Source organism: Bacteroides sp. 4_1_36, assembly GCF_003466325.1.
Taxonomy (GTDB): domain Bacteria; phylum Bacteroidota; class Bacteroidia; order Bacteroidales; family Bacteroidaceae; genus Bacteroides; species Bacteroides uniformis.
Genome location: NZ_QSOX01000018.1, coordinates 25,397 through 49,707 on the forward strand (window position 1 = coordinate 25,397; position 24,311 = coordinate 49,707).

The window sequence follows — 24,311 nt, forward strand, 5'->3', positions numbered from 1 at the left end:
CATTTTGTTAACAGTGCAAATGTAGGCATCAAGTTTCGTACCGGAGTTCCGTTTTTCGCCGAAAATCACTGCAACCTCAATAATATATTCTATTTTCATTCGAGCAAACACTTTCCGTTCGGCAACAAACCGATTAACGGGTCTGTTTTTGCAAATATATCTTTTTCCCTTCAAACAAGAGGAAAATGCAGGATTTATTTTTCAGAAAACAATACATAAACAGGCTACGCAATCAATCCGCAATAAAAAGGGAGCATAAAAGAACGGTGGCAAAGGATACCAGAATCCGACGGGAGACTATAAGAACGAGATTTCCGTATCCGGCAATACATCGGAAATATTTTCAACCGGATTGATGGAAATTTTAGCAGCATGTAACCAAGACAACTTTTGCTTTAGTTTTTGCATCCAAATACTCATACGGACCTTATGTCCTTTTTCATCTGCCACATCCAGTTCTATACAGGCAATGACGACTATCTTTTTCTGCCTGTCAAGCAGCAACCGGTTAATCCGGGTGAAAAAATCTTCATCGTTGGTTGAGAAACGTGCCGCATTGGTTGCCGTAGCAATCGTGTCCCTGACTTTGACTGCAATCCTGCGCATCAACTCATCGCCTTTTGCCTGAAAAACCTCCTGAGTCTCCGCATCGTGCGTATGCCCCCTGTAATTCTTCACCTCGACCAGGAACAGCTGTCTGTTATCGTGAATGCCCAAGAAGTCCACCGCCTTGGTAGGTTGCAAGGCATTGCTTACCTTTTTGTGTGCCAAATGTTCATCATACTTGACAACAGCCCATTGGGGAGAACTAAACTTGAAGCTTATACCGCTTTCCTGAAAATCACTCATATCTGCTGATGAATTGTTGTTCCAAATCGTAAAATGCCGCATATTCCTCCAATATCGGATTGTTCTGTATGCCTGCCAAGGTTTCGCTTTCCTCTACCATGATTCCCTTATCTTCTTTTTTCAAGCCGAAGAACTTGACGGATATGTTCGTGTGCTCCTTGTATTCGGAATAGAGAGAAAGCGTATGTGTAAGCAGGTAGTCGTGAGTGGCGACGAAAATCTGCAAGCCGCATTCCTGAAGCACGCGGATAAACTTTGCCACGACTTTCACAAGAGCCGGATTCAGGTTGGCTTCGGGCTCGTCCCAGAACAGGATGGTGTCCGCATTGATTTCCCCATTCAGTATGAGGTACAAGATGGAAGCCAGCTTGCGGAGTCCTTCGGCTACCAAGTGCGCTTCCATGTTCCCTTTTTCTGTCTGTATATAGAAACGTCCGTTCATCTGCAAGACCTTGAACTGCAATTCCTGCTCCAGCAACTCGATGGCCGGTTTCAACGGATTGTCTTCCGACTCACGCAATATGGGGAGTGACAACGCGTGTGCCAGGTTGATATACGTTTGGTCAAATGAGATTTCACGTTTACTGCTCAAACCGATAAAGCCTTCGAACAAAGAGAACATCTCACGTGGGGGAATATAGATAAAGTGGCGGTCGTCCCACTTTTCGTCCGTTTCTAATTTTACAGTTGTTTTGGATGCGGATGAGAAGCTGTATTGCAACAGTTTGCCGTCTATCGTGACTGTAATGTTTGCCCTGCCTGAAGGCACTCCCTTGTTGACCAGGTTGCCTATGACATCCGGCTTGAAATAAAATATCATGTCTTCCGCCAAGATATACTCAAACTGTTCCTTGGAAGCTGAGTTCTTGCCGAGGAAGTCATGGCGTGCCTGCAAAGTTGCCGCCAAGCATTTGAGAACGTGCGTCTTGCCCGTACCATTCTTGCCAATAAGGACGTTTATCCCTTTGGTGAAATCAAACCGGGTATTTGCAAAGCCTGTAAAATCAGTTAATAATATGCTGTTAATCATTGAATATGTTTCATTTATACTAAGTAACTACAAAGGTAATTTAAAAAACGGAAGCGACAAACCCGGTTTTAAAAAAGTTATGATTATTAGCCTTATGTTTTAGAACTATCAATGATTTGCTGACAGCACCGGAAGCCCGTATTGGCGGAGGGAAACTTGATTTCAGTCTTATTGATGATACTCATGGATTTTCCCTTATTGACGATGAGAACCGAAACGAGTTTATTGGTTCATTCCAAAAAATAGAGGAATTGGATTGGGATGCCATAGCAACGGACAAAGGGCTGGATTACAAAATGTATAATTAAGAATAAAAAAATCAAGCGTTATTTTTCAGATGACCTATGGAAGAAAGGCGTTAAGAAATTCAGAATTACTCAGCGGAACAGGTGTTTTGGTTATGTGGATAATGGCGTTTTTTATGTGTTGAGGTTTGATTTGGATCATGAGTTGAGTGATGTGGGGGTAATGCTTTGTACAGTCTTGGTGTATTTTTAGTAGAAATAGAAAGCTGTCCAAAAACTCATATCCTGTTTATCTGCATTATGCTATGTTTTAGATAAGAGTTCTTGTACAGCTTGATTATACCTTTTCTATTTTAAGTCCTTTTACTAATTAACAAACAATCGCAAATTTATAAAGATTGGTATCTTGCTTACCTCCATATACTTTCAGAGGAAATTTAAGAATTACCAATCCTAATACTCATAACCGGCAGATTATAAATCCGCAGGGATGGAGAAATTTAATTCGTTTCTTTGTACTAGCATAAGTTTTAAATATTGGATATTTGTTGATTTTTAAATCAAATATAATAATACTCACGGCTTATGCTATTTTATTAGCAAACTATTTTGCAATTACAAACATAGGAACTAATATAAAGTTCGCATCTATTTCGTGTCCCATGTTTATTTTGTACAGAATAGGAATGAATCGGTCTGTCTGTTTTGAAAACATATCCTTTTTGCACCCAAAACGGAAATAGGAGTGGCGTTTTTTAAAAGATTGTTTTCCAAACCTTATCGTTTGAAAACTTTTACTGAACATAGACCACTCCCTATTAGGCTTACATCTCCTATTGATAGTGTTAGAATTCCGTATCATAATGGGATTATAAATCCACCGGAATGGGTACCAACGTCTTGATTCGCAGAATTCAATTATACAGAGTTATTTTCTCATAAATTCTAACTTTCATTTTATTATTTGTATATCTATCCTATTTAGAATGTTAGAGTGAATTGCATCTATTGACGCATTGCTACATTTTTCAATTGTCAATTTAATTAGTTGTGGTAGTTGTTCAATAGTTAAAATATCTTCTAGATATTTGTTTCTTGCAAGATATAATATTTCAATTGGTAGATATTCAATCCCTTTTAATTCTTTAATTTTTGAACAATATATATGTAGTGCATTTAACTTCTTTAGTTTTTTTAATTGTTGTAGATTATTGTTAGCAAATTTTACCAAAACAAGACTTGTCAAAGAAAGGGCATTCTCGAATAAAATTCCCCTCCAATATTCACATCCCAAATGAATGATATTAGGGAATTTAGAGATGTCTATTGTAAATTTTTGTTTTTGTTGGATATATATTTTCTTTATATTTTTTAGAGAATAGATTGAATTTAAATTTGAGATATTTTCCCAAATGCCAACAAATGATATTACTTGCAAATACTCGGAAAGTTTTTCTATGTTAATAAAGTCAATCAATATATCATTGGACATATTGACAAACTGAATTTGAGATATTTTTATTTGTCTAGCAAATTCTATACCTTCTAGAAAATCATCTGCATATATTGTTAGATATTTTCCATCAATATTTTCTCGTATATTTTTATCTAATGACATTTTATTCCTTTTAATTGTTTAAATTCAGCTTCAAAATCATCTGCTTTTTTCATTATATCATCGTATAATGCTCTGTTTTTCTGATATGCATCTGTTAACATCTTTTCTCCTGGGGAATTGATTTGGTTTAGAAAATCTATGCTTGTGACAGCTTGATTTCGCCTCATAAGTGCTGCTTCAACCATGAGACCTGTATTATTATTACCATAATCAATATGTAGTCCTTTTGTGACATTTGTGTATCCACCAACTCTAATATCCATAGACTGGTACATTCTACTTTTGGGTCCTTTCCCTATATACCACTTCTTGCCATCTGTAAACATATAAGTTCCTGTAAATCCGAAAATATCAACACCAATATTGGTATCATATATATATCCATAAAATGTCGGATTAGAACTATATAGTCTTATGGGATCTTGTGAAAAGTAACTACCAGTTTCAGGTGAATAGTATCTGAATCTATTATAATACAGTCCTGTTTCCTTATCCTCATATTGTCCTTGAAACCTGAAAGGGCAATCATTTAAAAAAAATCCTTCAAAATTTACGACTTTCCCATATATATCTAAAGTACATTCCCATGTTTTGTATCCTTTTTCATCATACATCTGTATAGGTGTACCCAAATAATCGGACACAATGGAATATTGCTTGCCATCCTGTATCTTTGCCGTAGGTACAAATGTACCTGCCTCGAACACCCAGGTAGTAATATCTTCTACCGGTTCTTTTGGAGGGATGTTTTCCTCTTCGTCCGATTGTAAGCCAATGGCTTTATAGCTCCATTCGTGTAAAGGTACGTTTCCGTTCCACACCCAGCGTGTGATCTTTCCGAAATACCGCTTGGCAGTGCGGCGCCCCAACGCATCATACCGGAACTCCACCGGTCTTCCGTCCGGGCGTATAACCTTCTTCAGCATCCCGTTGGAAGTCCACTCGTAGAACCATCCTGTACCTGTAGCCAGACAGCGGATGCCGCGCTCCTTCTCCATGCGCTTGTAGTCGAACTTTACGCCCGTTTCCTGCAACTGCTTGAACTCACGGAAAACGAGGTTCCCCTCGTCATCGTAATGATAGAAACAATCCGGGTCCTCCAAAAGTTTTCCTCCGGCACCGTACTTGCGGTCTTTCCTGTCCGGTGTCTCAAAGAGGTTGCCCACGAAGTCCGGCACACGGTAAATAACATCCGTTTCCGAACCTTGCATAGTCTCCTGCCGGATAAGGAAGTCGAAACGGTCGTAGTCGTACCGTGTGACAGTACCCGTCAACTCGTTCTCCTTGGAGAGCAGGCGGTTGGCGATGCCCCATTGGTAGCGGTAGGCACCTTTCTCTATGCCGCCTGACCGCACCGACTTGCGTATCTCCCTGCCGAAACAGTCGCGTTCCGTCCTGACAGTCACACCGCCGGAGAAACTTCGCTGCACCTCCAGCCCAGTATTGTCACGTACCCATGACGCCTGCCAGCTCTCGCCTGCTTGCATGGTCTGCAAGTTGCCTTCCCGGTCGTACGTATGACGGATGTCCGCTCCCAGGCTGCTGGTGATGCGGGTACAGTTGCCCTCGCTGTCGTACGTGCGGTTGACGATATATTCTCCCTGTTTTTCCTCTATAATCTGTCCCGTCTTCCTGTCGCGGGTGAACTCCAGCAGGTTCTCGCTGTTCTTCGCCTTGATGAGCATTCCGTCCTTGTCATACGTGTAAAGAGACACCTCTCCGTCATACTGTTCTTCCTTCAAGATATTGTCCAATCCATCGTACAGGTATTCCGTCCATTTTTCCCCGGGGCGGTTCACACGGGTAACACGTCCCGCACCATCGCGCTCGTACTCACGCCGCAAGCCGTCGAAACCTATTTCCGTAACGACTTGCCCCAGCCCGTCCAGCTCAAAGAAATAGTTGTCGCCTGCCTCGTTGCCGATGCGGCGGAGCTGCAACTCACTGTTGTAGCCGAACGTAATCCAGTGCCTGTCCTGCTCACGGCTTTTCAATACCCCCAACGCCCCGTAGGTAAACTTTACCTCACGGATGTTGTCCTTGGCATGTACCATGTTCCCCATGGCATCGTACTCAAACAGGTGCACATTGCCGTCCGGCTCTTCCAGCCGTATCAGGTTGTCCGCCCGGTCGTAGGCATAACGGGTGGCATTGCCTTTGACATCCACCGCCTGTACGAGCCTGCCCCTGCCGTCATATTCCCACCGACGGAACAGCCCGTTGGGGAACTGCAGCAGCTCCAAATCGTAACGTCCGTTGAATGTGAGCGTATAGACACGCCCCTGTCCGTCCGTTATGGTTCGCAACACGCCTCCCTCGTAGGCATATTTCACTGTTTCTCCGCCCAACGTGGTACGGCTGATGACCCGATCCTGTTCATCATAGTCCCATGAAAGCCTTTTGCCTCCCGGTGTGCGGAGTGAAACCAAGTTACGGTTTTTGTCATAGTCCAAGAAGGTGTCCTCCTCGTTTTCGTCCGTTATCCGCACCGGCCGGCCGAACTCGTTGTAGGCGGTCTTACGGGTATAGCCTTCGGGATTGACCGTGACCTCCAGCTCCTGAAAGCTGTTGTATTGATGACGGGTAATTCCTCCGTTGGCATCCACTATCTTATAGATGAGTTTGTCCTCACCGTAATAATATTCGGTTTCGGCACTTTCCCCGTTACGAATATGGGTATATCCCTTGCCGTAACGGATGAAATATTCCATCACGCCTCCATCACCCCATGTATGCACACAGCGGGCATTCTCCCCCTTACCTTCATATTCCCAATGGAAGGACATACCCCCTTGGTTGGTAAGCAGTACCAGCAGGTGCCCGCCGGAATAGACGAAATGCTTGCTGACATCCAGCGCATCGATGGTTTCCACCATGTCGCCCCGGTCGTCATAACGGTAGCGGACCAGCTTCACCTCCTCACCGTCCTGATTTACGGATACGCAGAGTACCCGTCCCGACTCGTCGGTCTCTACTTTCAGGAATTCTCCCCGTGAGGATATGATTCCTGCCAGCCTTCCCCCCGAAGCATATTCGAAGCGGACCCGGAACCCATCCTTCGCAGAAATGCCTGACACCATGCGGTAGCCGAAACGGTTTTCAGGACCGTCAAAGCGGTATTGCAGTCCCCGGATGTCTGTAAGCTGATAACCCCGAGTGTCGAGCGTCCAGGACAACTGCTCCTTGCGGTCAAAATAGCAATCTCCGGGTTTCAGCACGGGCAGGAAAGACTCCCGTCCGTCAGCATGGCGGAACAGAAAGGCTCCTTCCTCCAATTGCCGTATTCCCAGATTGTAGCTATGATGCCAATTATACCCCAACGGACCGTCCACGGCGGCGTCGCTGTAATAGGTACGTTCCCAGACGATAGGGATGGGGCCGGGCAGCTCGAAATCCACGTTGGTGTGATATACCCTGCCTGTGGCAGCATCCACCGGTTCGCCGAATGTCTTGCATTTTATGGGCTGGAGGATGTCCGCCAGTTTGTTCATACCGTTCTTTCTCAGTCTGTCAATCAGGTTCTGGAATTGGTCACCTATCTTCTTCCACATTTTACCCAAGCCCTTCAGCCCGAACTTCATTGCCAACGCGAATATGTCAATGGTAGGCGGTCCGCCCACAAGCACAGGCTTGCCTACCGATGTGATGGTAGAGAGCATGGAAGTGGGAGCAAGCAAAGCCTTGCTCACCTTCTTGGGCTTTCCCTTGCGGGGAATTGTGGGTACTCCTACGATATTGCAGGAGAGCGCCGGATGTGTGAGGGTGGAACAGGGCGCACCGTCCACCAGGACTGTGGAACTACCCATCCACATTTCCGACTCGGACATTCCGCTGACCAACGGAGCCGGATGCAGCACGAACGCAGGCAGGTGCACAATGCCGATGCCCGCCTGCGCAATCCACTGGTTGTGTACCTTTACCGACGGGGCCATGCTCTTGAGGATGCTGCATGCCACTCCCGCCACTCCGCCGATCACAGGCGGAATAGCCGCCGCTATGCCTGCCATGATGTCCGCCATAAGGTCGTACACCTTACCCACGTGAGGTACAGGCATGATGGGGGAGGGAGGGGTGACGGTAGGATGCATGTCTATCCCTATGGACAGATCGCCGAACTTGGCGACAGGCATACCCGGCATGGAAGGAAGCATTCCGCCCAAACCAGCCTGAATCTCGTCCAAAGCCGCCTTGGAGTCTGCAAAAAGGTCGGCAAAGCCCCGTCTGACACTACTATCGCCGGTAGCGTCAGCTATATTCTTGAACACATCTGACATGGTGAGAAATTTTTAGAATGTAAAAAAGAAAACAGCCGGAGTCACCAACCGGAACACTCCGGCCGTCTAAGAAAGGACTTTATCTATGCATCCTGCGCATAATCGCTGTTCCAGTCGTTCTCGTCATCCCCTTTTGTACCTTCCAGCTTGATGACAAAACTCTTTGCCGGGAAATAAGGAGTCAGGTGAATGTCGAGGAAAATGCGGTCTTTCTGCTTCGGGTCACGCTCGAAACGAAGAATCTTGAACTTCTCAATCAAGCGTCCGGGTCCCTGTATGCTGTCCAAGAACTTGCTGATCTGACCACGCAAATCCCTTTCCGCCTTGCTGTTCCAGTTTTCAAAGGCACGGCGGTTGAGGAAGTCCATCAGCACTTTCGTCACCCAGTCGAACACACGGACCACGGAATAGGTCTGCAATCCCAGATTATCCCCATTGAACAGAGTCTTGGCAGAGAAAGCCATCACCTTGCCGTACTCCTTCACCATCGGAATCAGGCCAATCTTCTCGATTTCAGAGATCTCACTCTTTTTCAGGTTGAATGCAACCCCGTCCACCTCACTCATGGAACCGTACTTCTTTCCGGCGGTAACCTGTGCCATTACCGTCTTGTACACACTGCCCGCCAACGCCGCAGAAGGAGGAATCAACAAATCTTCCGTTTCGCCCAGTTCCGCATAACGTCCGCGTCCCACCAGGTAATTGCAGGTCATACATACATTAGACTTGTACACATCGCCTCCCGAAAGGTTGGAGTCAAAGAACATTTCTATAACGTCATCCGGCTTTTCCAAATCAGCGAAATCGGTGTAAATCATCACCTTGTTGTCATGTGCTATCTTTGCCCATTTTTCAATCACCTTGTTGGAACCCAAATACCCGGGAATAACCAAAAGAGAGTAGTTGGTACGCAAGTCCAACCGGTCATAGTTCGCACGAAGCTCGTTCGCAATGGCATCAATGAAGAAAGAATTGTCCAAATCGGTAAGCTGGTCCATCGAAGCGTTCACGATGGAGATGTTCTTGATCTTGTCGGAATCCGTATTCTTGTAGAAGAGCATGACCGTGCGGTAAGACTTCTCCAACTGCTTGACCTCCTCTACCGCCTTCAACTGGTTTTGGGAAAGCAGACCGGATACCGCCGCCGATTTCTTCTGGCACAATTCCACCATCTCGCCGATGGATTTGTTACCCTCCAGCATATCCAGCCACATTTCCAGCCGTTTTTTCAGTTCCTTGCGCTCACCCGTCCGTTCAGGATCGGAAAGGAATATGTTCCGCCGCGCCTTACGTTCCGGGTTCAGGTTCTGTATGCCGTCCACGGAAGATTCCAGGACATTAAAACCTCCAAACTTAGCCAGAACCTGCAATTCTGCATTCAGATTTCTGGACTGCTCCACAGCCTGTTGCTGCTGTACGGCAGCTTCTCTTTGTGTATTCTGTTCGCTCATAACTATCATTCATTAGCAGGATTAGACTTCTCGTTGTTCTTCAAATCGTCCAAAATGGCGGAAATCGCATTGACGAAAGCCCCGCGTGTCTCCGGATTTTCCAGTACCCGTTGCAACACCTTGTTGGAGCGCAATGACTTCTCCATCCTGTCCGCAAACTGTTTCTCCGCATTCAGCCCGGACAAGAAAGGACTCTGTTCCGTCATCTTCTTGACAGAAAAATCGCCGACATTTTGAAAACGGAAATTTTCCTCTACGGGAGCCCCCTCCGCATCCGAGAACTCGATATCTATTTCCGGCCGGAAATGTGCAAACACTTCGTCGATGTTGGTCAAGCCTGCGATCACTTCGGGAGCCACCGGTTCGTCTTTTGTCAACTGTTCCACCAATAACGTTCGGTTTTGTGGAATTTCCGCAATACCTTCGGAAGCGTCAATCTTCACCTCGTTTCCGCCGATTCCATAATTTCCAAGGTCCATACTTATTCAATTTTAAATTAAAAATATATGTTAATTAAATCTCTGTCAATTGAAAATCCCCCCTTTTCTTCTGGCCTTCGCCAACTGCATGTCCGGATTGTCCACCAATTCCTTCCAGTCGTCCCCGAGCCACTCCCGGAGCTGTCCTTCCAAAATCGAGACATCAAGCGGGGAACGAACCTGTCTTCCTGTGTGAAGAGCCAGATGTGCCGCGTAAGTGAACGTGGAACTCCGCCTGATTTCCCCGGAAAGGTAACTCCCCCCGGACAGGGCGAGCAAAAAATATTCGAAAGCCTGTTCCATCTTCCCATCTTCGTAGCGCAGGAAACCACACATGCGGTAGCCTTCCATGACATAATAAGGGTCTTTTTGCGTGATGGCTTTCCGTGCCATCCCTTCATACAAGGCAACCGCCTCCTCCCGTCTTTTCCCGGCCGTCAGAATCGCCGCTTTCATGGATACGGCCATTTTCCAATAACTGTATCCTGCCGCTTCGCCACTTTCCATCGCCTTCTCCGCCTCTTTGATGGTCGCATCGCTGTACTTCATGCTATGCCTGTATTCCCGGATCGCGTAACACGCCTCAGACGCTATGAACAGAGCGGAAGTCCGGATATTCGTATCCTTCATTTCTTTGGAAATATCCAATAGTTTTCGGATTTCCCTGTCCAATAATTTCCAATCCTGCTTTTGTGTACAATCCATGACAACCGTCACCTGCTGCTTGAACCGGTTTTCAGGCGCAATCAGGTCATTACCGCTATCCGACCGTGCCATCCGGTTATGCAATGCCGCCGCCATATCGAACCGGGGGCGTATGCAAACCACCTCCCGGGACTCGTCCAGCCTGACATTCCTGTTCCCTTTCAAATCAATGGTTGTCATCCGGATTCCCTGCGGGACGCCCTCTTTCAGCACATTGCCGAACCATCCTGTCCGGGAGCACCCCCTTTCCTGTTCCGGAGGAAAGTACAGACAGAAAAAGGCATCATCCAACCGGGAGATACATGCTTTGAAACGCAACATCTCTCTCCACAAGTTGCCCGCCGTATGTTCAACCGACACATCGGGGGTATATTCTTCCTTCAACAGCCCGTCGTGCCGCAGAGCCCTGAGAATATCATACTTCTCCTCAACCTTTTCCGAGAACCAGCCCGCATATTCCTGCCAGAGCTGTTCGGCGTATTCCTCGTCATCCCCCTTATACGGAGTATCAAAACGAAAGAATATATCGTCGAACCGTCCTACCGGAGAACGTTCTATTTCCAAAAACCTGTCCACCAGGTCCACATCATTCTGACCGACAATCCATACAGACAGTTTCCAGTCCCTGTTACCGGCTATGTCCGCCCAGTAATCGACCGCTTTGTAATATTCCTGTATAACAGATGCAGATGCTCCCATAACCAACCGGATTACGAATTGATTTTTACCATTCCTCCCGAAACCGCCACATCCGCCGTGCCTTCTATTACGAGGTTCGTACCGTTGAGCGTCCCAGTCCGGGTGGTCAGGTCATATTCTTTGGCCGCTTCCATTTTTATATTGGTACCGCTTCCACTGATTATATTCTTCTCGCTGCTGAGTACCATGTTCTCGTTGCCGGACAACAACGTCACGCTTTTCCTGCCTTCAATGGAAATGGTATCCGCCTGCAAGCCTATCGACTTTTCGTCCATTATGATGACCGATTCATCCTCGTTGGTAATGGTAACGCTTTTTTTCGCCATGACGGTAATGGCATCCGTGCCGTCCAGCAGAATCAGCTGCTTTCCCGTCCGGTCAGTAATGACGATACTTCCCGTCTCATCATCGAAAACGATGGCGTTACCGCTGCGTGTGATGATGCTTTTGGTCTTGTTGTTCTCATCGCCACCTTTTCCCGAAGCGGAATGGAACATGGCTCCCGTTACATAAGGGCGATCCGGATTGCCGTGCTCATAGCCGACCATGACCTGGTCTCCGACTTCCGGGACAAATACCCATCCGCGATTTTTGGGAACCGCATCGCTTACTCCCGCATTCGGACTCTGCACCCTGATCCAATTGGTTGTCTTATCATTCTTCTGCCAGTCGAAAGCCACTTTCACGCGTCCCTGCCCCTTCTCATCATCGTTCTTCCTTACCGTAGCCAGTTCCGGCAACGCCAGCGGAAGCCTCACATCGGGGACAGGGATATGTACCGTACCGTCCGGAATACCGACGAAGGAGTTCGTATAGTGTCCGTCACGGCGTACCTCGTGCACGACTTCGACAATGCGGAACTTTCCTAAAGGAGACAGACCCATCCTGTCAGGGAAAGAGACATCAATGATTTCGCCGATCCTGATCCGGCAAGTCTTTCCTATGCCCTTTATATTCAATAGATTGGCTCCGGATTCGTTTCTGACGACTTTCATCTGCTCGTCCAATCCAGCCTTGTCCGTTATATGAGGATTGGCTGCCGAGGTTGTTTTTGCGGCGTATGCCTTTTCGGAGCAACCGTGTGCAATGGACTGAAGATCGTTCATACCATCCGGTTTGGCGGGCGTATCTGCATTATGCTGTTTGTTCTCCTGCGCTACATAATCGTATCTTGCAGATTTTCCCGGTATCAGGTTGGCAACCAAACGCACTTCTTCCAGATCCATGTCGTAAACGATTTTCTCCGTATTGTCCTTCTCCGGCTTTCCGAAATACACTTTTGTCCCATCATAATAGAACCACTCCCCATAGAGTGCCGAGAGGCGGTTCATGAAGTCAAAGACACTCTCATTATACTGCGCCATATAAGGTATAGGCGTCGCATACTTGGGGTTGGAAACCAGGTTGACCTTTCCATATTCCTGTGTCGCCTCCTTTATTATGGTGGAAAGGGACTGGTCCATCCATGAGTCGAGTGTCCTGTTGTTCTCATAGAGTATCGTAGGGCTTGCTCCATGAATGGCCACTCCGCCTGTCTCACCCATGCTTCCAACCATTTCCACCCGAGTGATGACACCCTCGAAATCATAACTTTCACCCGTCTGCTTGTGGGCAAACGAAATGCTGGCGGTCTCCCCGATGTAACCGATGAATTTTTCCGGGGTTTGTTGGAACGTATTGTTAGGCGACAGATAATTCACCACCACGGTAAAGGTGTGATGCCGGTTAAAACCCTGACGGAGACACAATGAAACGAACTTCTGCTCTTCTCCTTTCACGGTCACTTTAGTAGCCACCAAATTCAGAAAACTTGCTCCCATACTATCTTAAACTATGAATTTCAATTATTAAACCGACCAGTCGGTATGTTTTTTGGTGCCGAAATAACCGGAATTGGTATATTCCGGCACCTTAAAACTTTGATTAGGAAACAACCGTTAGTTGTTTTCCGGCCAATCCTGTGTAAACGTAGCCTCGTCCATTTTCACGGTCTGTGCGGAAATGGCGAACTTGACTGTCATCGGATAGGCGTTAGCCACATTCAGTGCCTCCTCATACTCTACCACGTAACCGTTTTCGAACACCAGTTCCTTCATTTTGGCATCCTCATCCGCTTTCTTGAAGACGATGTTTCCGTTTACAGGCTGGTACTGCTTGAACATTTTATCCAGCACAATGGTATCGGGAGTCGATTCGACTTCCACATAGATTGTGCCACCATAAATGTCAGATGCCGGACGACCTTTGGGGTCCACATCACGATTGAACTTGACTCTCCAGTTCAATACATCAAACTCTCTTGAGTCCGAGAACTTAAATGACGCTTTAAATGCCATAGTCTCAAAGTTTTAAATTAAACAATAAATTGATTTTGAAATATCCGGTCAGAGGCGGTCTGTTGTTACCCTGTCTTTGTCCTTCAATTTCTGCGCCCAATATATGGCATTTTCTGAAAACTACAAAGAACTTTCGAGGATTTTTTCTTGTTTTTGTTGGAAACATGCTCACAAGCATAAAAAAACAATGGTCAAAAATAGCTGGATTATTTTTTTTGCCTTATATTTGCAATGTTCTCCTGCGCAATTTTTAAATCTTAATGATTATGGATACAGGAGTTGGTTTCATTAATCTTGATGATTCTGTAAAAATTGCGCTTAACATAGCACTTGCAGTGGCTCGTGAAAATGCGAACGAGTGTTATACTCCCTCGCATTTGTTGAAGGCTCTACTTCATAAGGATGTAGGGCTACGAGATTTTATAATAAGTATAGGTAAGGATTTAGGCTATCTGGAGGAGTGGGCGGACGTGTACATCGAGCAATGCCCGAAATCCACCCGGTTGTCCGAGATCAAGCCATCGGAGCAGATAGACTCCGTTTTCCGAGCCGCCGATGACGCACGAATCCAGTTCGGGCTGTTCGACATCAATCCCATCTGCGTGCTATTGGCACTGACAAAGCCCGGTGTCGCTTTTTCCAGTGACCAGCTCAGGTCTTTCCCCATTCTGGAAAAGGATATCCATTCCATATATATAGGTAACGGACAGCCGGTATGTTCTCATGCCGCCACGGCGGATGCCTATGTTCCGGCCTCCGCCTCGTCCTCTTTTCTGGCAAAGTATTGCGTGGACCTTACCGCGGCTGCGGCAAACAGGCTGCATCCGGTCATCAACCGCGACCGTGAAAACCGTATGGTCATGGAGATACTGGGAAGCCGGAGCAAGTCCAATGTTCTGATAGTCGGCGATGCCGGTGTGGGAAAAACAGCACTGGTTTACGGGTTAGCCTGGGATATTGTCAACCATAAGGTGCCTTCGTTCCTGGCTGAAGCCCGTGTCTTCGAGTTAGACAACGCCTCCCTGATTGCCGGAGCCACCTATAAAGGAGAGATTGAGGACCGCCTGAAAAATATCCTGAAAGAATTGCGGAATATCGACAATGCCATCCTGTTTATTGACGAAATCCACGTACTGCTGGACAACCGGCAAGGAAATTCCGGTGCGGGGAATGTATTGAAACCCGAACTGTCGCACGGCGACCTGACGGTCATCGGCGCCACCACCATTGACGAATACCGCAAGATCATTGAGCCGGACCATGCTTTCAGCCGCCGTTTCGAAACCGTGCAGATAAGCGAGCCGGACATAAAGTCCGCCATCCAAATGCTGCACTCCGTGCAGAAACAATATGTGGACTACCATCAGGTAAGAATCTGCGACGATGCCGTAGCCGAATGTGTACGTCTTGCCAAGCGGTACGTGAAAGACCGCCGTCTGCCGGACTCCGCCATCGGTCTGCTGGATATGACGCTTTCCGCCATCAAGATGGTCAATGAAACAGGGAAAAAGGACACGGAGACTTTGCTGTCCGGATTGGATGAGATAGAAAAGGAAGAGAAAGAGCCCCATGAAAAGACGGAAGAGCTGAAAACGCTGCTTTTCCTAATGCACAACAAATTAAGCCCTATCCTTTTAGGCGTCATCCCTGACGAGGCGGATATCCATGAATTACAGGAGTATGAAGAACTCGCCGCTTATCTGCGAAACGCATTGAACGCCATCCTTCAATTTGCCGAAAAGAAAATAGAGGAGGTAGGCATCTACGAGGTGGCCGCCGTTGTCGCCAGCAAGACAGGCATTCCTATCGGCAAGATACAATCACAGGAGAAAGAACGGCTACTCAATATGGAAGAGTATCTGCGGCGACGCGTCGTCGGACAGGACCAGGCTTTGAAAACGCTGACGGACGCCATCCTTGAATCCCGTAGCGGCATGAACAAACCGGGACAGCCCATCGGCTCCTTCTTCCTGTTGGGACCGACCGGTACCGGCAAGACCGAACTCGCCAAAGCACTGGCGGAAGCCCTGTTCAATGACGAGAAATCCATGATTCGCTTTGACATGTCCGAATTCAAGGAGGAACATTCCGCAGCCCTGCTTTACGGAGCACCTCCGGGATATGTGGGCTATGAGGAAGGCGGTATGTTAGTCAATAAAATACGCCAACAGCCATACGCCGTAGTCCTCTTTGACGAGATAGAGAAAGCGCATCCGTCCGTATATGACATTTTCCTGCAAATCATGGACGAGGGGAAGCTGCATGACCGTTTAGGCAAAGAGGGGGATTTCTCCAACTCCATCGTGCTGTTTACCTCCAACGTGGGCAGTGAATGGCTGACCAGGCAACTTGAATCCGGGAATGTTCCGCCCACCACCCAGATCATGGAGGTAATGGGACAGTATTTCCGACCGGAGTTTCTGGCACGCCTGTCTGAAATCGTTCCGTTCTCCCCCATCCGTGAAGAGATACTCCTAAAAATATTCGATATACAGTTCAACGGAGTCAGAAAACTTCTGGACAAGCAGGGTATCGGCATCACCATCAGCGATGATGCCCGGAAAATGCTCGCCCACAAAGGCTTCACTCCCAAATACGGTGCCCGCCAAGTTGCCGGGGTCATCCGTAACTACCTGCGCAGACCGATTTCACGGCTTATCATCAACGAGAAGTTGGGCAAAGGAAAAAGTCTGGAGGTAGGTCTGGACGAACAGAATGAATTAACCTGGAATATTCACCAATAATCAAGTATCGTATGTTTGGATATACCGTATTCTTAAAGATAGGTAACCTGGCTGCCTCCTCACTGACCGACATGTACAAGGACAGCTACCAGCTCATCGGCTGCGAATTCGGATTTGCCCAAGGGATAGACATCAAAGGACAGGCACAGACCGAGGTAAAAGGCGGTACGTTCTATGTGACCTACCCTCATCTTCCCAACCGTGACATGATCCAGTGGATGCTGGATGCCCGTAAATACCAGAGCGGAGCCATCGTTGTCCATGACAACCAAGGCTCCACACTCGAAAAGATACTCTTTGAGAAAGCGACTTGTGTGGATATGGAAATCAGCTATATCCGGCAGGGCAAAAGCTATATTGCGACCAAACTGACCGTACAGGCACAGAAGCTGGCATTCGGTACAGAAGAATTTGAAAATCAGTGGGTGTTTTAAAAACAGCAGCGTTATGGGACTTTTTAATTTTCCGCAAGTGGACAGCAACGTGAATGTCATATTCAGCGTTGACGGCGACGAATATGCAGTGGAACAGTTCAAAATAGGTTTTCACCAGCCAGTAGATAACCTAAAGAACCAACCGGAAGGCGAAGTGCGAGGGGGACGAATCATGATAACCCTTTCGCAGACGGTGAAAAACAACATCTACGGATGGGCTGTTAAACCGTGGGTGAAAAAGAACGGGGCAGTGCTGTTCAAGACCGGTACGTCTGGGGTGATATTTGAGGTGGCGTTTACGAATGCGTACTGTATCAGTTTGAAACGTTCTATAGGGATAGGTATAGGTTTAAATACCAGTTTAATGCTATCTCCTCAAATAATCAATATGAATGGTATTGAATTTGATAATAACTGGGTAAAATAAAGAAATATGTCTAAAGAAAATGATAGTACGATAATTTATCCTGACTTGTTCTTGTTGAATAATAAGATAGGAAATTTTTATACAGGTCATGTACTTGGATTGGGATATGCTTTTGTACAACGCCTACCATATGATGTTGTACAAGGAAACGATTGCTATTCTAAAATAATTGATATTCAATGTGTTGATCAGTCAGAAGAGAGCAAAAATAAAGGATTTAATCTTGTCGCAGATAAATTAAAAAACAATATTCTAAAGAAAGATTCTTTAGGTAATTATTATGTTGTATATCAAGGCGAGAAGAAAACACTTCTTTCAAGTGATGATTTAAAGATTCATTTATACTCTCTTGGTAATGATACAATGGTAAATGTAGAAATATTGTCTTACAAATATAATGGTGAGTTGAAAGGATGTTGTTGTGAGAAAATAGAGCATACAGGTGAATTACAGTCTTTTGAATATAATTTTAGTACAAATATTACAGAAATAATATGGGGATTATCTGCTGCGAGTGGAGTGGTAGGTACCGCTGTAGGTCCTTTGAATGAGATGTTTGTAATGGAAAAAAATTTTTATGATAAATTCTTGAAAACGCCCCCTTATTTAGATCGTTTATATAGAGCAAGAGAATTTTCTGAGAATTTATCTCAATCCTTGAAAAATAACGGAATAAATGTATCTTCAGAAAAATTAAATGACAAATTAATACCTAATACATTAAAGACTATAAAAAAAGGTCTTTTATGGGCAAATAGTGCTTTAACAGCTTTTGATATTTTACACTCTCAACAGTTAAAAGTTTCCCATTTAGTTTCAATTTATATGCTAACATCAGCATTTCCTGTTTCTTGGGTACTTGGTGGAGTTGTTGTAGGTATAGATATATTACTTTATGCAAATACTGAAAAGTCTTTAGGTGATTGGATAGATCATTATGCTGGAAAAATTGGTTTGGGTGATGAAAATGGAATTATTTTAGGAAAAGGTAGGAAATATCATCAAGTGCAGAGACATTATGACGATGATTTTATCATAGTGCCAGATAATACCCGAGTGGTTAAATCTATAATGAATAATTTGTATGAAAAAGATTATTGACTATTTATTTTATAGATATTACATAATAAGTATTAAGAATGAGGAATTTCCTCGTTTTGGAGCAACATGCGTTCTATCTGAAATTGTTACAATTACTTATTTGTTTATTATATTAATACTATCATTTGTTTTAACAGGAGATTTTTTTTTACCAAATACATCTGAAGAAACAAGAATTATAATAGGGATAATAGGTTGTTTTCTTCCTTGGATTATAATATACCTTTTTTACAATAAGAAAAGAATTAATACCCTATTAGAAAAATATAAAGACAATGTTTACAATGTTAAATATTCAGATAAGACAGTGTTAAGTATTAGATATGTAATACCAACGGTTGGCCTTTTGTTGATGTTTTTTCTTTATCAATTTAAATAACAATAATTTATGAAAGAGTATAAAACATTAATCATTTATACAATTTCCAATGACCAATCAAAAAAGTCATTTGAAGAAGAACTGGAGAAATACGGATTGGAACGGGTAGGAACGCAAGACATCTTCGCCCTCCCTTTAGAGGAATACCGGACGAAGGTACAGGCATTCAAAGCCTACCTGCGGGCCTATGTACGCAAGCATCTGGACAGCCAAGACACAGTACTGTTCGTGGAGTCACGCATGAACGAGGAACGGACTCTGACCGCTATGCTGCAAACCAATCTGACGAGTGAAGAAGAATAAAAAAGTATAAGGATATGAGTGTACAATCGTATATCAAGTTCTGGACAGCCGAACCCTCGGAGCATGAAGAAGTGCAGGCATACGATCTGCTGGGCTACGAGTATGACTTCCGGAAACAGACCACCTATAGCGGGCAAGTAATCGGAAAGACATACGGCGGCAAAATACGGGTGAGTATTGCCGGATTTCCAACGGAGGAACTCTTGGAATGGATGTTCAATTCAAGAATCCTGAAGGACGGAGAGGTGATGAACACTTCCGGCCTGCCCGGTACTCCCAAAGAGATCATCCGTTTCAAGGGAGCAAAATGCCTTGAGTTCAACGTACATTCAACAACCAAAGAGAGCCGTACCTCACTATTCATCCACTTCCGGGAAATGGAGACCGGCGATTCGTGTCACTTAAACTTATAATCATGAACTGGTTCACTTCATTGTTCAAAAACAAAAAATCCTCAATGCCGGATGACCGCTACGTGATGCGGATGTCCGTCTGCCATGAGACATACAGCATTGAAGAGTTCGACCTGCAATTCAAGCGGAATACAGACCGTGACGGGTTGCCTGAAGGTGAGGCATACGGCGGATTCGTCACCTGTACCCTTACCGGTATGCCGGGTAACGAACTGTTGAGATGGGCCGCATACAGCGACTCCCGTGAGGACGGCGAAATACGGATTTATCAGAAGGACCAACCTGACCAACAGGCGGCATTTGCCTTGCGCTTTGTGGAAGGGAACTGCATCCGCCTGCAACGCAAGGTTGACCGTATATCCCATTCCGGCAGCATCGTCCTTCTGTTTGCGGCAAGGACGATGAGATTTACGAACGAAGAATTTGAAAACGAATGGCACTGACAAGCATGGAAACAAAGTTTTGCAAATTGCCCCTGGATTTTGGCGCCTTGCTCAGCGAGGATGTGGAAAACAGCCGTCTCGTATCCTGTTCGGAAATCGAGTCCATCGACCAGTTTATCGAGCTGCTTATCAGTACGGCTCCCGGCGAACATGCCTTTGACAAGGAGTTCGGCTGTGAGATCTTTTTCCTCGACTTTGAGAGCATCGTTTCACACACCCGTTGGGAAGGGCAATTCTCGGAATACATCACCAAGGCGATCACCCAGCATGAGAAGCGGCTTACGGGTGTGAATGTCCGGGTCATCATTGATGACACCACCCGGCAGGACAATGTGTTCGACGCTCCCGCCGTAAAGAAACGTGTACAGGTATATGTATATGGAACCTTGGTGCATACCGGAGAAAAACGCTGTTTCTATTATGTGATTTATTTAGGACCCATTTCAACCCGATAAGAGGCGTATGAGTACAGAAAAATACAATAAAGAGCAAATCAGAAACCGTATGCTGAAATACGCCGCGGCTTTCTGGGGAATAAAAAAGGCGGAGAACTTCGACCCGGTTGTCAAGCTCCTGCTGGAAGCCTTGTCCAACGAGGTATATATGTTGGGAGAGGATTTTACCGCCATCGAGACCAGGCTGCTGGAAAAGACCGCCCGAATCCTTACTCCGGGCATACTGACCTCACCCTTTCCCGCACACGGCATCGTACACGCCTATCCCATAGAGCCATGCTATCAGATAACCAGGGAGTCAGGCATGTATTACGAGAGCGATTCCCTTACCCGAAAACTATCGACCGGAAGCGTGTCGTTTTATCCTGCCTGCGATACCCTTCTGCACAAAGCCGATGTGAAATATATGGTCTGCGACGACCTTCTCTACCGGATAGCCCCAACCTTGGAAAAGACCATGATTGCCCGTACGGAAACAAGGATGCCTCCACGTACCGTCTGGTTAGGGGTGGCGGTGGATGAATCCATTTCCGACCTTGAGGACTTTTCCTTCTATCTGGATTTCCCAAACCTCATGGAGAGCTATGAATATCTGCTCCTGCTCCCCTGTACGGAATGGTCCGTAGAGGGGAAGCCGGTTGTGATGGAACGAGGCATCCATGAAAGGACAACCATACCGGAAGAGCCGACCCGTACCTTTTTCCAAAACTACGATGTGATGTCCGTCATAGACAGGGAAGTCATGGATATTTACAGCAAACATTTCTTGAAGGTATCGCAATCCTTTCCATTTGACAGTTCCTGGAAGAAAAACCTTCCGGACATCCTGCGCTCCTGCTTCAAAGAAGCCGTCCTTGAGAAAATGCAGGACAAGCTGGTCTGGGTGAAGATACAGTTTCCCGCCCATTTCACGCCGGAAGTCCTGGAAGAGCTGCATGCCGGCATCAATATCGTACCTGTCGAGAACAAGACACTGCATGAACAAACAACTCCCCTTGAGGACACCTTCAGGGTGGTGCCATTACGCACAGGCAACCATGAGTCCCTGCTGTCCGTACACAGCGTGAAAGACTCCGACGGGAAGACTTATCATGAACTTCTCTATCCCGAAAAGGATTCTACGGAAAGCAATGGAACCTACTCCATCCGCAAAGGCGGATGCGAACGTTTCGATTCCCGTTCCGCCAAGGAACTGCTCGGCTACCTGTCAGACCTGCTCGATGACGAGACCCATGCCTTCCATGCCGTTTCAAGCATCAAGCTACAGGCACTTACCACCCAGATGGAGCAACTGATGGCACAAATGAAGCAGACAGCCGACAGCATGAACGAGTCCAGGGAGACTCCCTATTATCTGATGATCGACCAGTTGTCCGGCAAGGGACAGATTACCGTCAAATACTGGACCACCAACTGCGAGGTGGGCAACCGGATACAGGCCGGTGTGAACCTGTCACCCAATGCCACCACTTATCTGGACTCGAAGACACTCGCGCTGGTCAGCACCACCTACGGTGGAAAACAAGCCCCCAAAAACAGGGAACAGATCGACATCTACAAATACGGTTTCATCTCGCACGGCCGAATCCTGACACAAAACGACATAGCCAGTTTCTGCAAGAAGGAACTCGGTGAGCTATTGGTGCGGACAGAAATCCGGAACGGAGTGGAGATCAGCCCGATGCCCCATGAAGGGCTGGTGCGTACCAAAGAGGTCCATCTGATTCTTGGAACGAAACTGGATGAGCCTTCGCAGGAAAAACAGATAAAAGACAACCTGCGTACCAAACTCTCGGCCTGTTCGCCGGACACATTCAACTACCGGATATTCATAGAATACAATAAAGCATAAATATCATACTTATGAACCCAGTTACCCAACATCTCATTTCATCGTACCTGCTGATGCCGCTGCTAACCGTGATTTTCGGAATCGCGGCCTATTTTATCGCACGCAAGAACAAACTGCTCAACAATAGAAAACTGATCGTATATCTGCTGTTGTGCGGCATGATTCTTGCCCTGCCCGCCCTGTGCGGGTTTATGGACTATAGCTTCATGCCCTATGTCTATATCCTGCTGGTTGTCCTGTACTGGACTGCCGGACATTATAACCGGTTCATCCTGCGCAAGGTATTCGCCTCGGGCAAGGAGATGCCATCATTCGGCATCCAATGCCTGCTGACGGTTACGGTCACGCTATTGGGAGCCGGACTGTTCTCCGTGGTCTTCAACCTCTGCAACGAACTCCAGTATGGAGTCTGGGCCTCCACCTGCCTGCTGCCTTTTGTATTCCCGCTCCTGTATACCCAAACGGTGAACAGCTATTTTGACATACCCATTGAAATCTATAAAGTCTGGAAGTATTCAGAGGAATATGACTCGGACACCCTGCGCATCAACCGCAAACGGAGCATCGTGATGGATGTGGAGATATTCCGCAAGGTGGACGATCCGGCATCGGAACGTATTACCGGCAAGGCATCCGAGGATGTTATCTTCGGACAATGGTTCCAGCGCATGATCGACGACTGCAACCTCAAATCGCCATCCTCTCCCATCGTGTACAAGAACGAGGGCGGTGCATATTACGAATGGGTATTCTATACCAAACCCTCCTTTTTCAAAAGGCGGTTCTATATAGACCCGGACCTCACGCTTGCCGACAACAGGCTGAAACAGCACGATGTAATCATTGCCAAGCGTGTGGCGAACGAACTTGTAAAGTATAATGAATTTTAAATAGAGACGTCATGATAGGAAAACAGAGCCAGAAGAAAAAATACCCGCTGGTAAACTGGGCGGACGGAATGCCTGTCAACAAAGGGCATTTCACGCAACAGGAAGACCACTTTACGGACCGGTTGTGCGAATACCAGTCATTTTATCTGAACCGCAACACCTACGGACTCCTGCCGTTCAGAAAAGGAGAATCCGTTTCCGGTGATTTCAGCATTACGGAACTTGTTACCGGCACTTTGGAAGTCCGTCTGAAACGTTGCCATGCCCTTACGGCCGGAGGCTACCTGATAGATTACGATGCCGGTGACGATGACGAGCTGACCGCCAGTTTCCATATCTCCACGGATGAAACGGAAGAAAAGGACCGGCGCTGGGATGTCATACTGATGGCAGACCCTTTCGAGCATCTGCCATCGGGCGTTCCGGACGAGAAAGAGATAAGCCCCCGCCAGCCCAATGCCCTGCCCAAATACGCATTGAGCGTGTTACCGACCGGACAGACAGACGGAAGCGAGTTAGGAAGACACTTCCTGCTGATCGGCCGCCTGCGTAAGAACGGGAACCGTTGCGAGGTGGACGGAAACTTCATCCCTCCATGCACGAGCATGTCCAGTCATCCGGACCTGAAAGGCTATTATACCAAATTCGGCCAGCTTGTCGATTCCATCGAGAAAGCCTCGTTTGACATCCTTGCCAAGGTGGAGAATGCGGAGAAACAAACCGACCTTGCCACCAACATCGGTATGCTGTGCCGCCATGTCATGCTGTTCATATCCGACATCTATTTCTCTTTCCGCAATGAGGGGCAGTATTACTCGCCGCTGCGCTTTTTGAACGTGTTCTCCACGTTGGCGCATCATCTGTATGTATGCCTGAGTTTTATGGACAAGGAAGAGAAAGAGGACTTGCTGAAATATTTCAACGAGTGGAACGGCATCACCCCAGGCGCTTACGAAGGTCTGCTGAGGGAAAACAGCGGTCTGCTGTACAACCACCACAATATCCGCCAGCTGATGGTTACGGCAGAACGTTTCCTATACCTGTTCAATGACTTGTGGACCACTCTCAGCCGTCTGGAGTATATCGGCAAGCACAAAGAGAACATCGTGGTCGCCGAACGTTCCAGACAACCGAAAGAGTCCAGCGAATCACGCTGGAACATCTTGGATTAATCCCTCATAAAC

22 protein-coding genes are annotated in these 24,311 nt (G+C 46.6%); 13 read left to right on the plus strand and 9 right to left on the minus strand.

Annotated elements, in window-relative coordinates; genetic code table 11:
* Positions 1-297: 297 nt before the first annotated feature.
* Together DXD65_RS15480 and DXD65_RS15485 are read right to left on the minus strand one after the other, a co-directional pair.
* The gene (locus DXD65_RS15480; protein ID WP_117884346.1) at positions 298-849 is read right to left on the minus strand and encodes an NERD domain-containing protein; all 552 of its coding nucleotides are present in this window, start codon (positions 847-849) and stop codon (positions 298-300) included.
* Positions 842-1,879, minus strand: coding sequence for an AAA family ATPase (locus DXD65_RS15485; protein ID WP_117678108.1), 1,038 nt, complete (start codon positions 1,877-1,879; stop codon positions 842-844). The genes DXD65_RS15480 and DXD65_RS15485 overlap by 8 nt, the downstream gene beginning before the upstream one ends.
* Positions 1,880-1,995: 116 nt before the next feature.
* On the opposite strand from DXD65_RS15485, the gene DXD65_RS21295 reads away from it, so the two are divergent.
* Positions 1,996-2,187 (plus strand): hypothetical protein, encoded by a 192-nt coding sequence (locus tag DXD65_RS21295; protein ID WP_229533167.1) that lies wholly within the window; start codon positions 1,996-1,998, stop codon positions 2,185-2,187.
* An 889-nt stretch (positions 2,188-3,076) separates the two neighbouring features.
* Here DXD65_RS21295 and DXD65_RS15500 read toward each other — a convergent pair.
* The 7 genes from DXD65_RS15500 to tssD (DXD65_RS15530) all read right to left on the minus strand — a co-directional run bounded on the left by DXD65_RS15500 (position 3,077) and on the right by tssD (DXD65_RS15530) (position 13,686).
* Positions 3,077-3,742, minus strand: coding sequence for a hypothetical protein (locus DXD65_RS15500; protein WP_117884342.1), 666 nt, complete (start codon positions 3,740-3,742; stop codon positions 3,077-3,079).
* Positions 3,733-8,016 (minus strand): DUF6531 domain-containing protein, encoded by a 4,284-nt coding sequence (locus DXD65_RS15505; protein WP_117887782.1) that lies wholly within the window; start codon positions 8,014-8,016, stop codon positions 3,733-3,735. The genes DXD65_RS15500 and DXD65_RS15505 overlap by 10 nt, the downstream gene beginning before the upstream one ends.
* 83 nt (positions 8,017-8,099) lie before the next feature.
* Positions 8,100-9,476, minus strand: coding sequence for a DUF5458 family protein (locus DXD65_RS15510; protein ID WP_181980037.1), 1,377 nt, complete (start codon positions 9,474-9,476; stop codon positions 8,100-8,102).
* On the minus strand, positions 9,473-9,946 hold the full coding sequence (locus DXD65_RS15515; protein WP_005942760.1) for a hypothetical protein: 474 nt from the start codon (positions 9,944-9,946) through the stop codon (positions 9,473-9,475). Before DXD65_RS15515 ends, DXD65_RS15510 begins: the two co-directional genes overlap by 4 nt.
* 45 nt (positions 9,947-9,991) lie before the next feature.
* On the minus strand, positions 9,992-11,350 hold the full coding sequence (locus DXD65_RS15520) for a hypothetical protein (protein ID WP_117834239.1): 1,359 nt from the start codon (positions 11,348-11,350) through the stop codon (positions 9,992-9,994).
* An 11-nt stretch (positions 11,351-11,361) separates the two neighbouring features.
* Positions 11,362-13,170 (minus strand): type VI secretion system Vgr family protein, encoded by a 1,809-nt coding sequence (locus DXD65_RS15525; protein WP_117681492.1) that lies wholly within the window; start codon positions 13,168-13,170, stop codon positions 11,362-11,364.
* Positions 13,171-13,287: 117 nt separating this feature from the next.
* On the minus strand, positions 13,288-13,686 hold the full coding sequence (tssD, locus tag DXD65_RS15530) for a type VI secretion system tube protein TssD (protein WP_005942768.1): 399 nt from the start codon (positions 13,684-13,686) through the stop codon (positions 13,288-13,290).
* A gap of 266 nt (positions 13,687-13,952) precedes the next feature.
* Here tssD (DXD65_RS15530) and DXD65_RS15535 point away from each other — a divergent pair, with 266 nt between their 5' ends.
* The 12 genes from DXD65_RS15535 to DXD65_RS15590 are packed head-to-tail and all read left to right on the plus strand — an operon-like array spanning position 13,953 to position 24,299.
* A complete protein-coding gene (locus tag DXD65_RS15535) occupies positions 13,953-16,430 on the plus strand; it encodes an ATP-dependent Clp protease ATP-binding subunit (protein WP_117884376.1) in 2,478 nt (825 codons plus the stop codon).
* A gap of 11 nt (positions 16,431-16,441) precedes the next feature.
* Positions 16,442-16,864 (plus strand): type VI secretion system tube protein TssD, encoded by a 423-nt coding sequence (tssD, locus tag DXD65_RS15540; RefSeq protein WP_005858603.1) that lies wholly within the window; start codon positions 16,442-16,444, stop codon positions 16,862-16,864.
* Positions 16,865-16,877: 13 nt separating this feature from the next.
* Positions 16,878-17,291, plus strand: a complete 414-nt coding sequence (tssD, locus tag DXD65_RS15545) for a type VI secretion system tube protein TssD (RefSeq protein ID WP_117884338.1) — start codon at positions 16,878-16,880, stop codon at positions 17,289-17,291.
* 6 nt (positions 17,292-17,297) lie between these two features.
* Positions 17,298-18,392, plus strand: a complete 1,095-nt coding sequence (locus DXD65_RS15550) for a hypothetical protein (protein ID WP_117884336.1) — start codon at positions 17,298-17,300, stop codon at positions 18,390-18,392.
* On the plus strand, positions 18,376-18,771 hold the full coding sequence (locus DXD65_RS15555; RefSeq protein WP_117884334.1) for a sodium transporter: 396 nt from the start codon (positions 18,376-18,378) through the stop codon (positions 18,769-18,771). Before DXD65_RS15550 ends, DXD65_RS15555 begins: the two co-directional genes overlap by 17 nt.
* A 9-nt stretch (positions 18,772-18,780) precedes the next feature.
* Complete coding sequence (locus DXD65_RS15560; protein WP_117884332.1) at positions 18,781-19,074, plus strand: hypothetical protein; 294 nt, start codon at positions 18,781-18,783, stop codon at positions 19,072-19,074.
* A 14-nt stretch (positions 19,075-19,088) separates the two neighbouring features.
* Positions 19,089-19,487: a type VI secretion system tube protein TssD gene (gene tssD / locus DXD65_RS15565; protein WP_117884330.1), complete on the plus strand. Its 399-nt coding sequence runs from the start codon at positions 19,089-19,091 to the stop codon at positions 19,485-19,487.
* Between the two features lie 2 nt (positions 19,488-19,489).
* Positions 19,490-19,930, plus strand: coding sequence for a type VI secretion system tube protein TssD (gene tssD / locus DXD65_RS15570; protein ID WP_233556149.1), 441 nt, complete (start codon positions 19,490-19,492; stop codon positions 19,928-19,930).
* The gene (locus DXD65_RS15575) at positions 19,921-20,385 is read left to right on the plus strand and encodes a GPW/gp25 family protein (protein ID WP_005942788.1); all 465 of its coding nucleotides are present in this window, start codon (positions 19,921-19,923) and stop codon (positions 20,383-20,385) included. The genes tssD (DXD65_RS15570) and DXD65_RS15575 overlap by 10 nt, the downstream gene beginning before the upstream one ends.
* 7 nt (positions 20,386-20,392) lie before the next feature.
* Entirely contained in the window at positions 20,393-22,237 is a 1,845-nt protein-coding gene (locus tag DXD65_RS15580; protein WP_117884328.1) for a type VI secretion system baseplate subunit TssF, read from the plus strand.
* Between the two features lie 11 nt (positions 22,238-22,248).
* Positions 22,249-23,127: a TssN family type VI secretion system protein gene (locus DXD65_RS15585; protein ID WP_005942792.1), complete on the plus strand. Its 879-nt coding sequence runs from the start codon at positions 22,249-22,251 to the stop codon at positions 23,125-23,127.
* An 11-nt stretch (positions 23,128-23,138) separates the two neighbouring features.
* On the plus strand, positions 23,139-24,299 hold the full coding sequence (locus DXD65_RS15590) for a hypothetical protein (protein WP_117678120.1): 1,161 nt from the start codon (positions 23,139-23,141) through the stop codon (positions 24,297-24,299).
* The last annotated feature ends 12 nt before the right edge of the window (positions 24,300-24,311 follow it).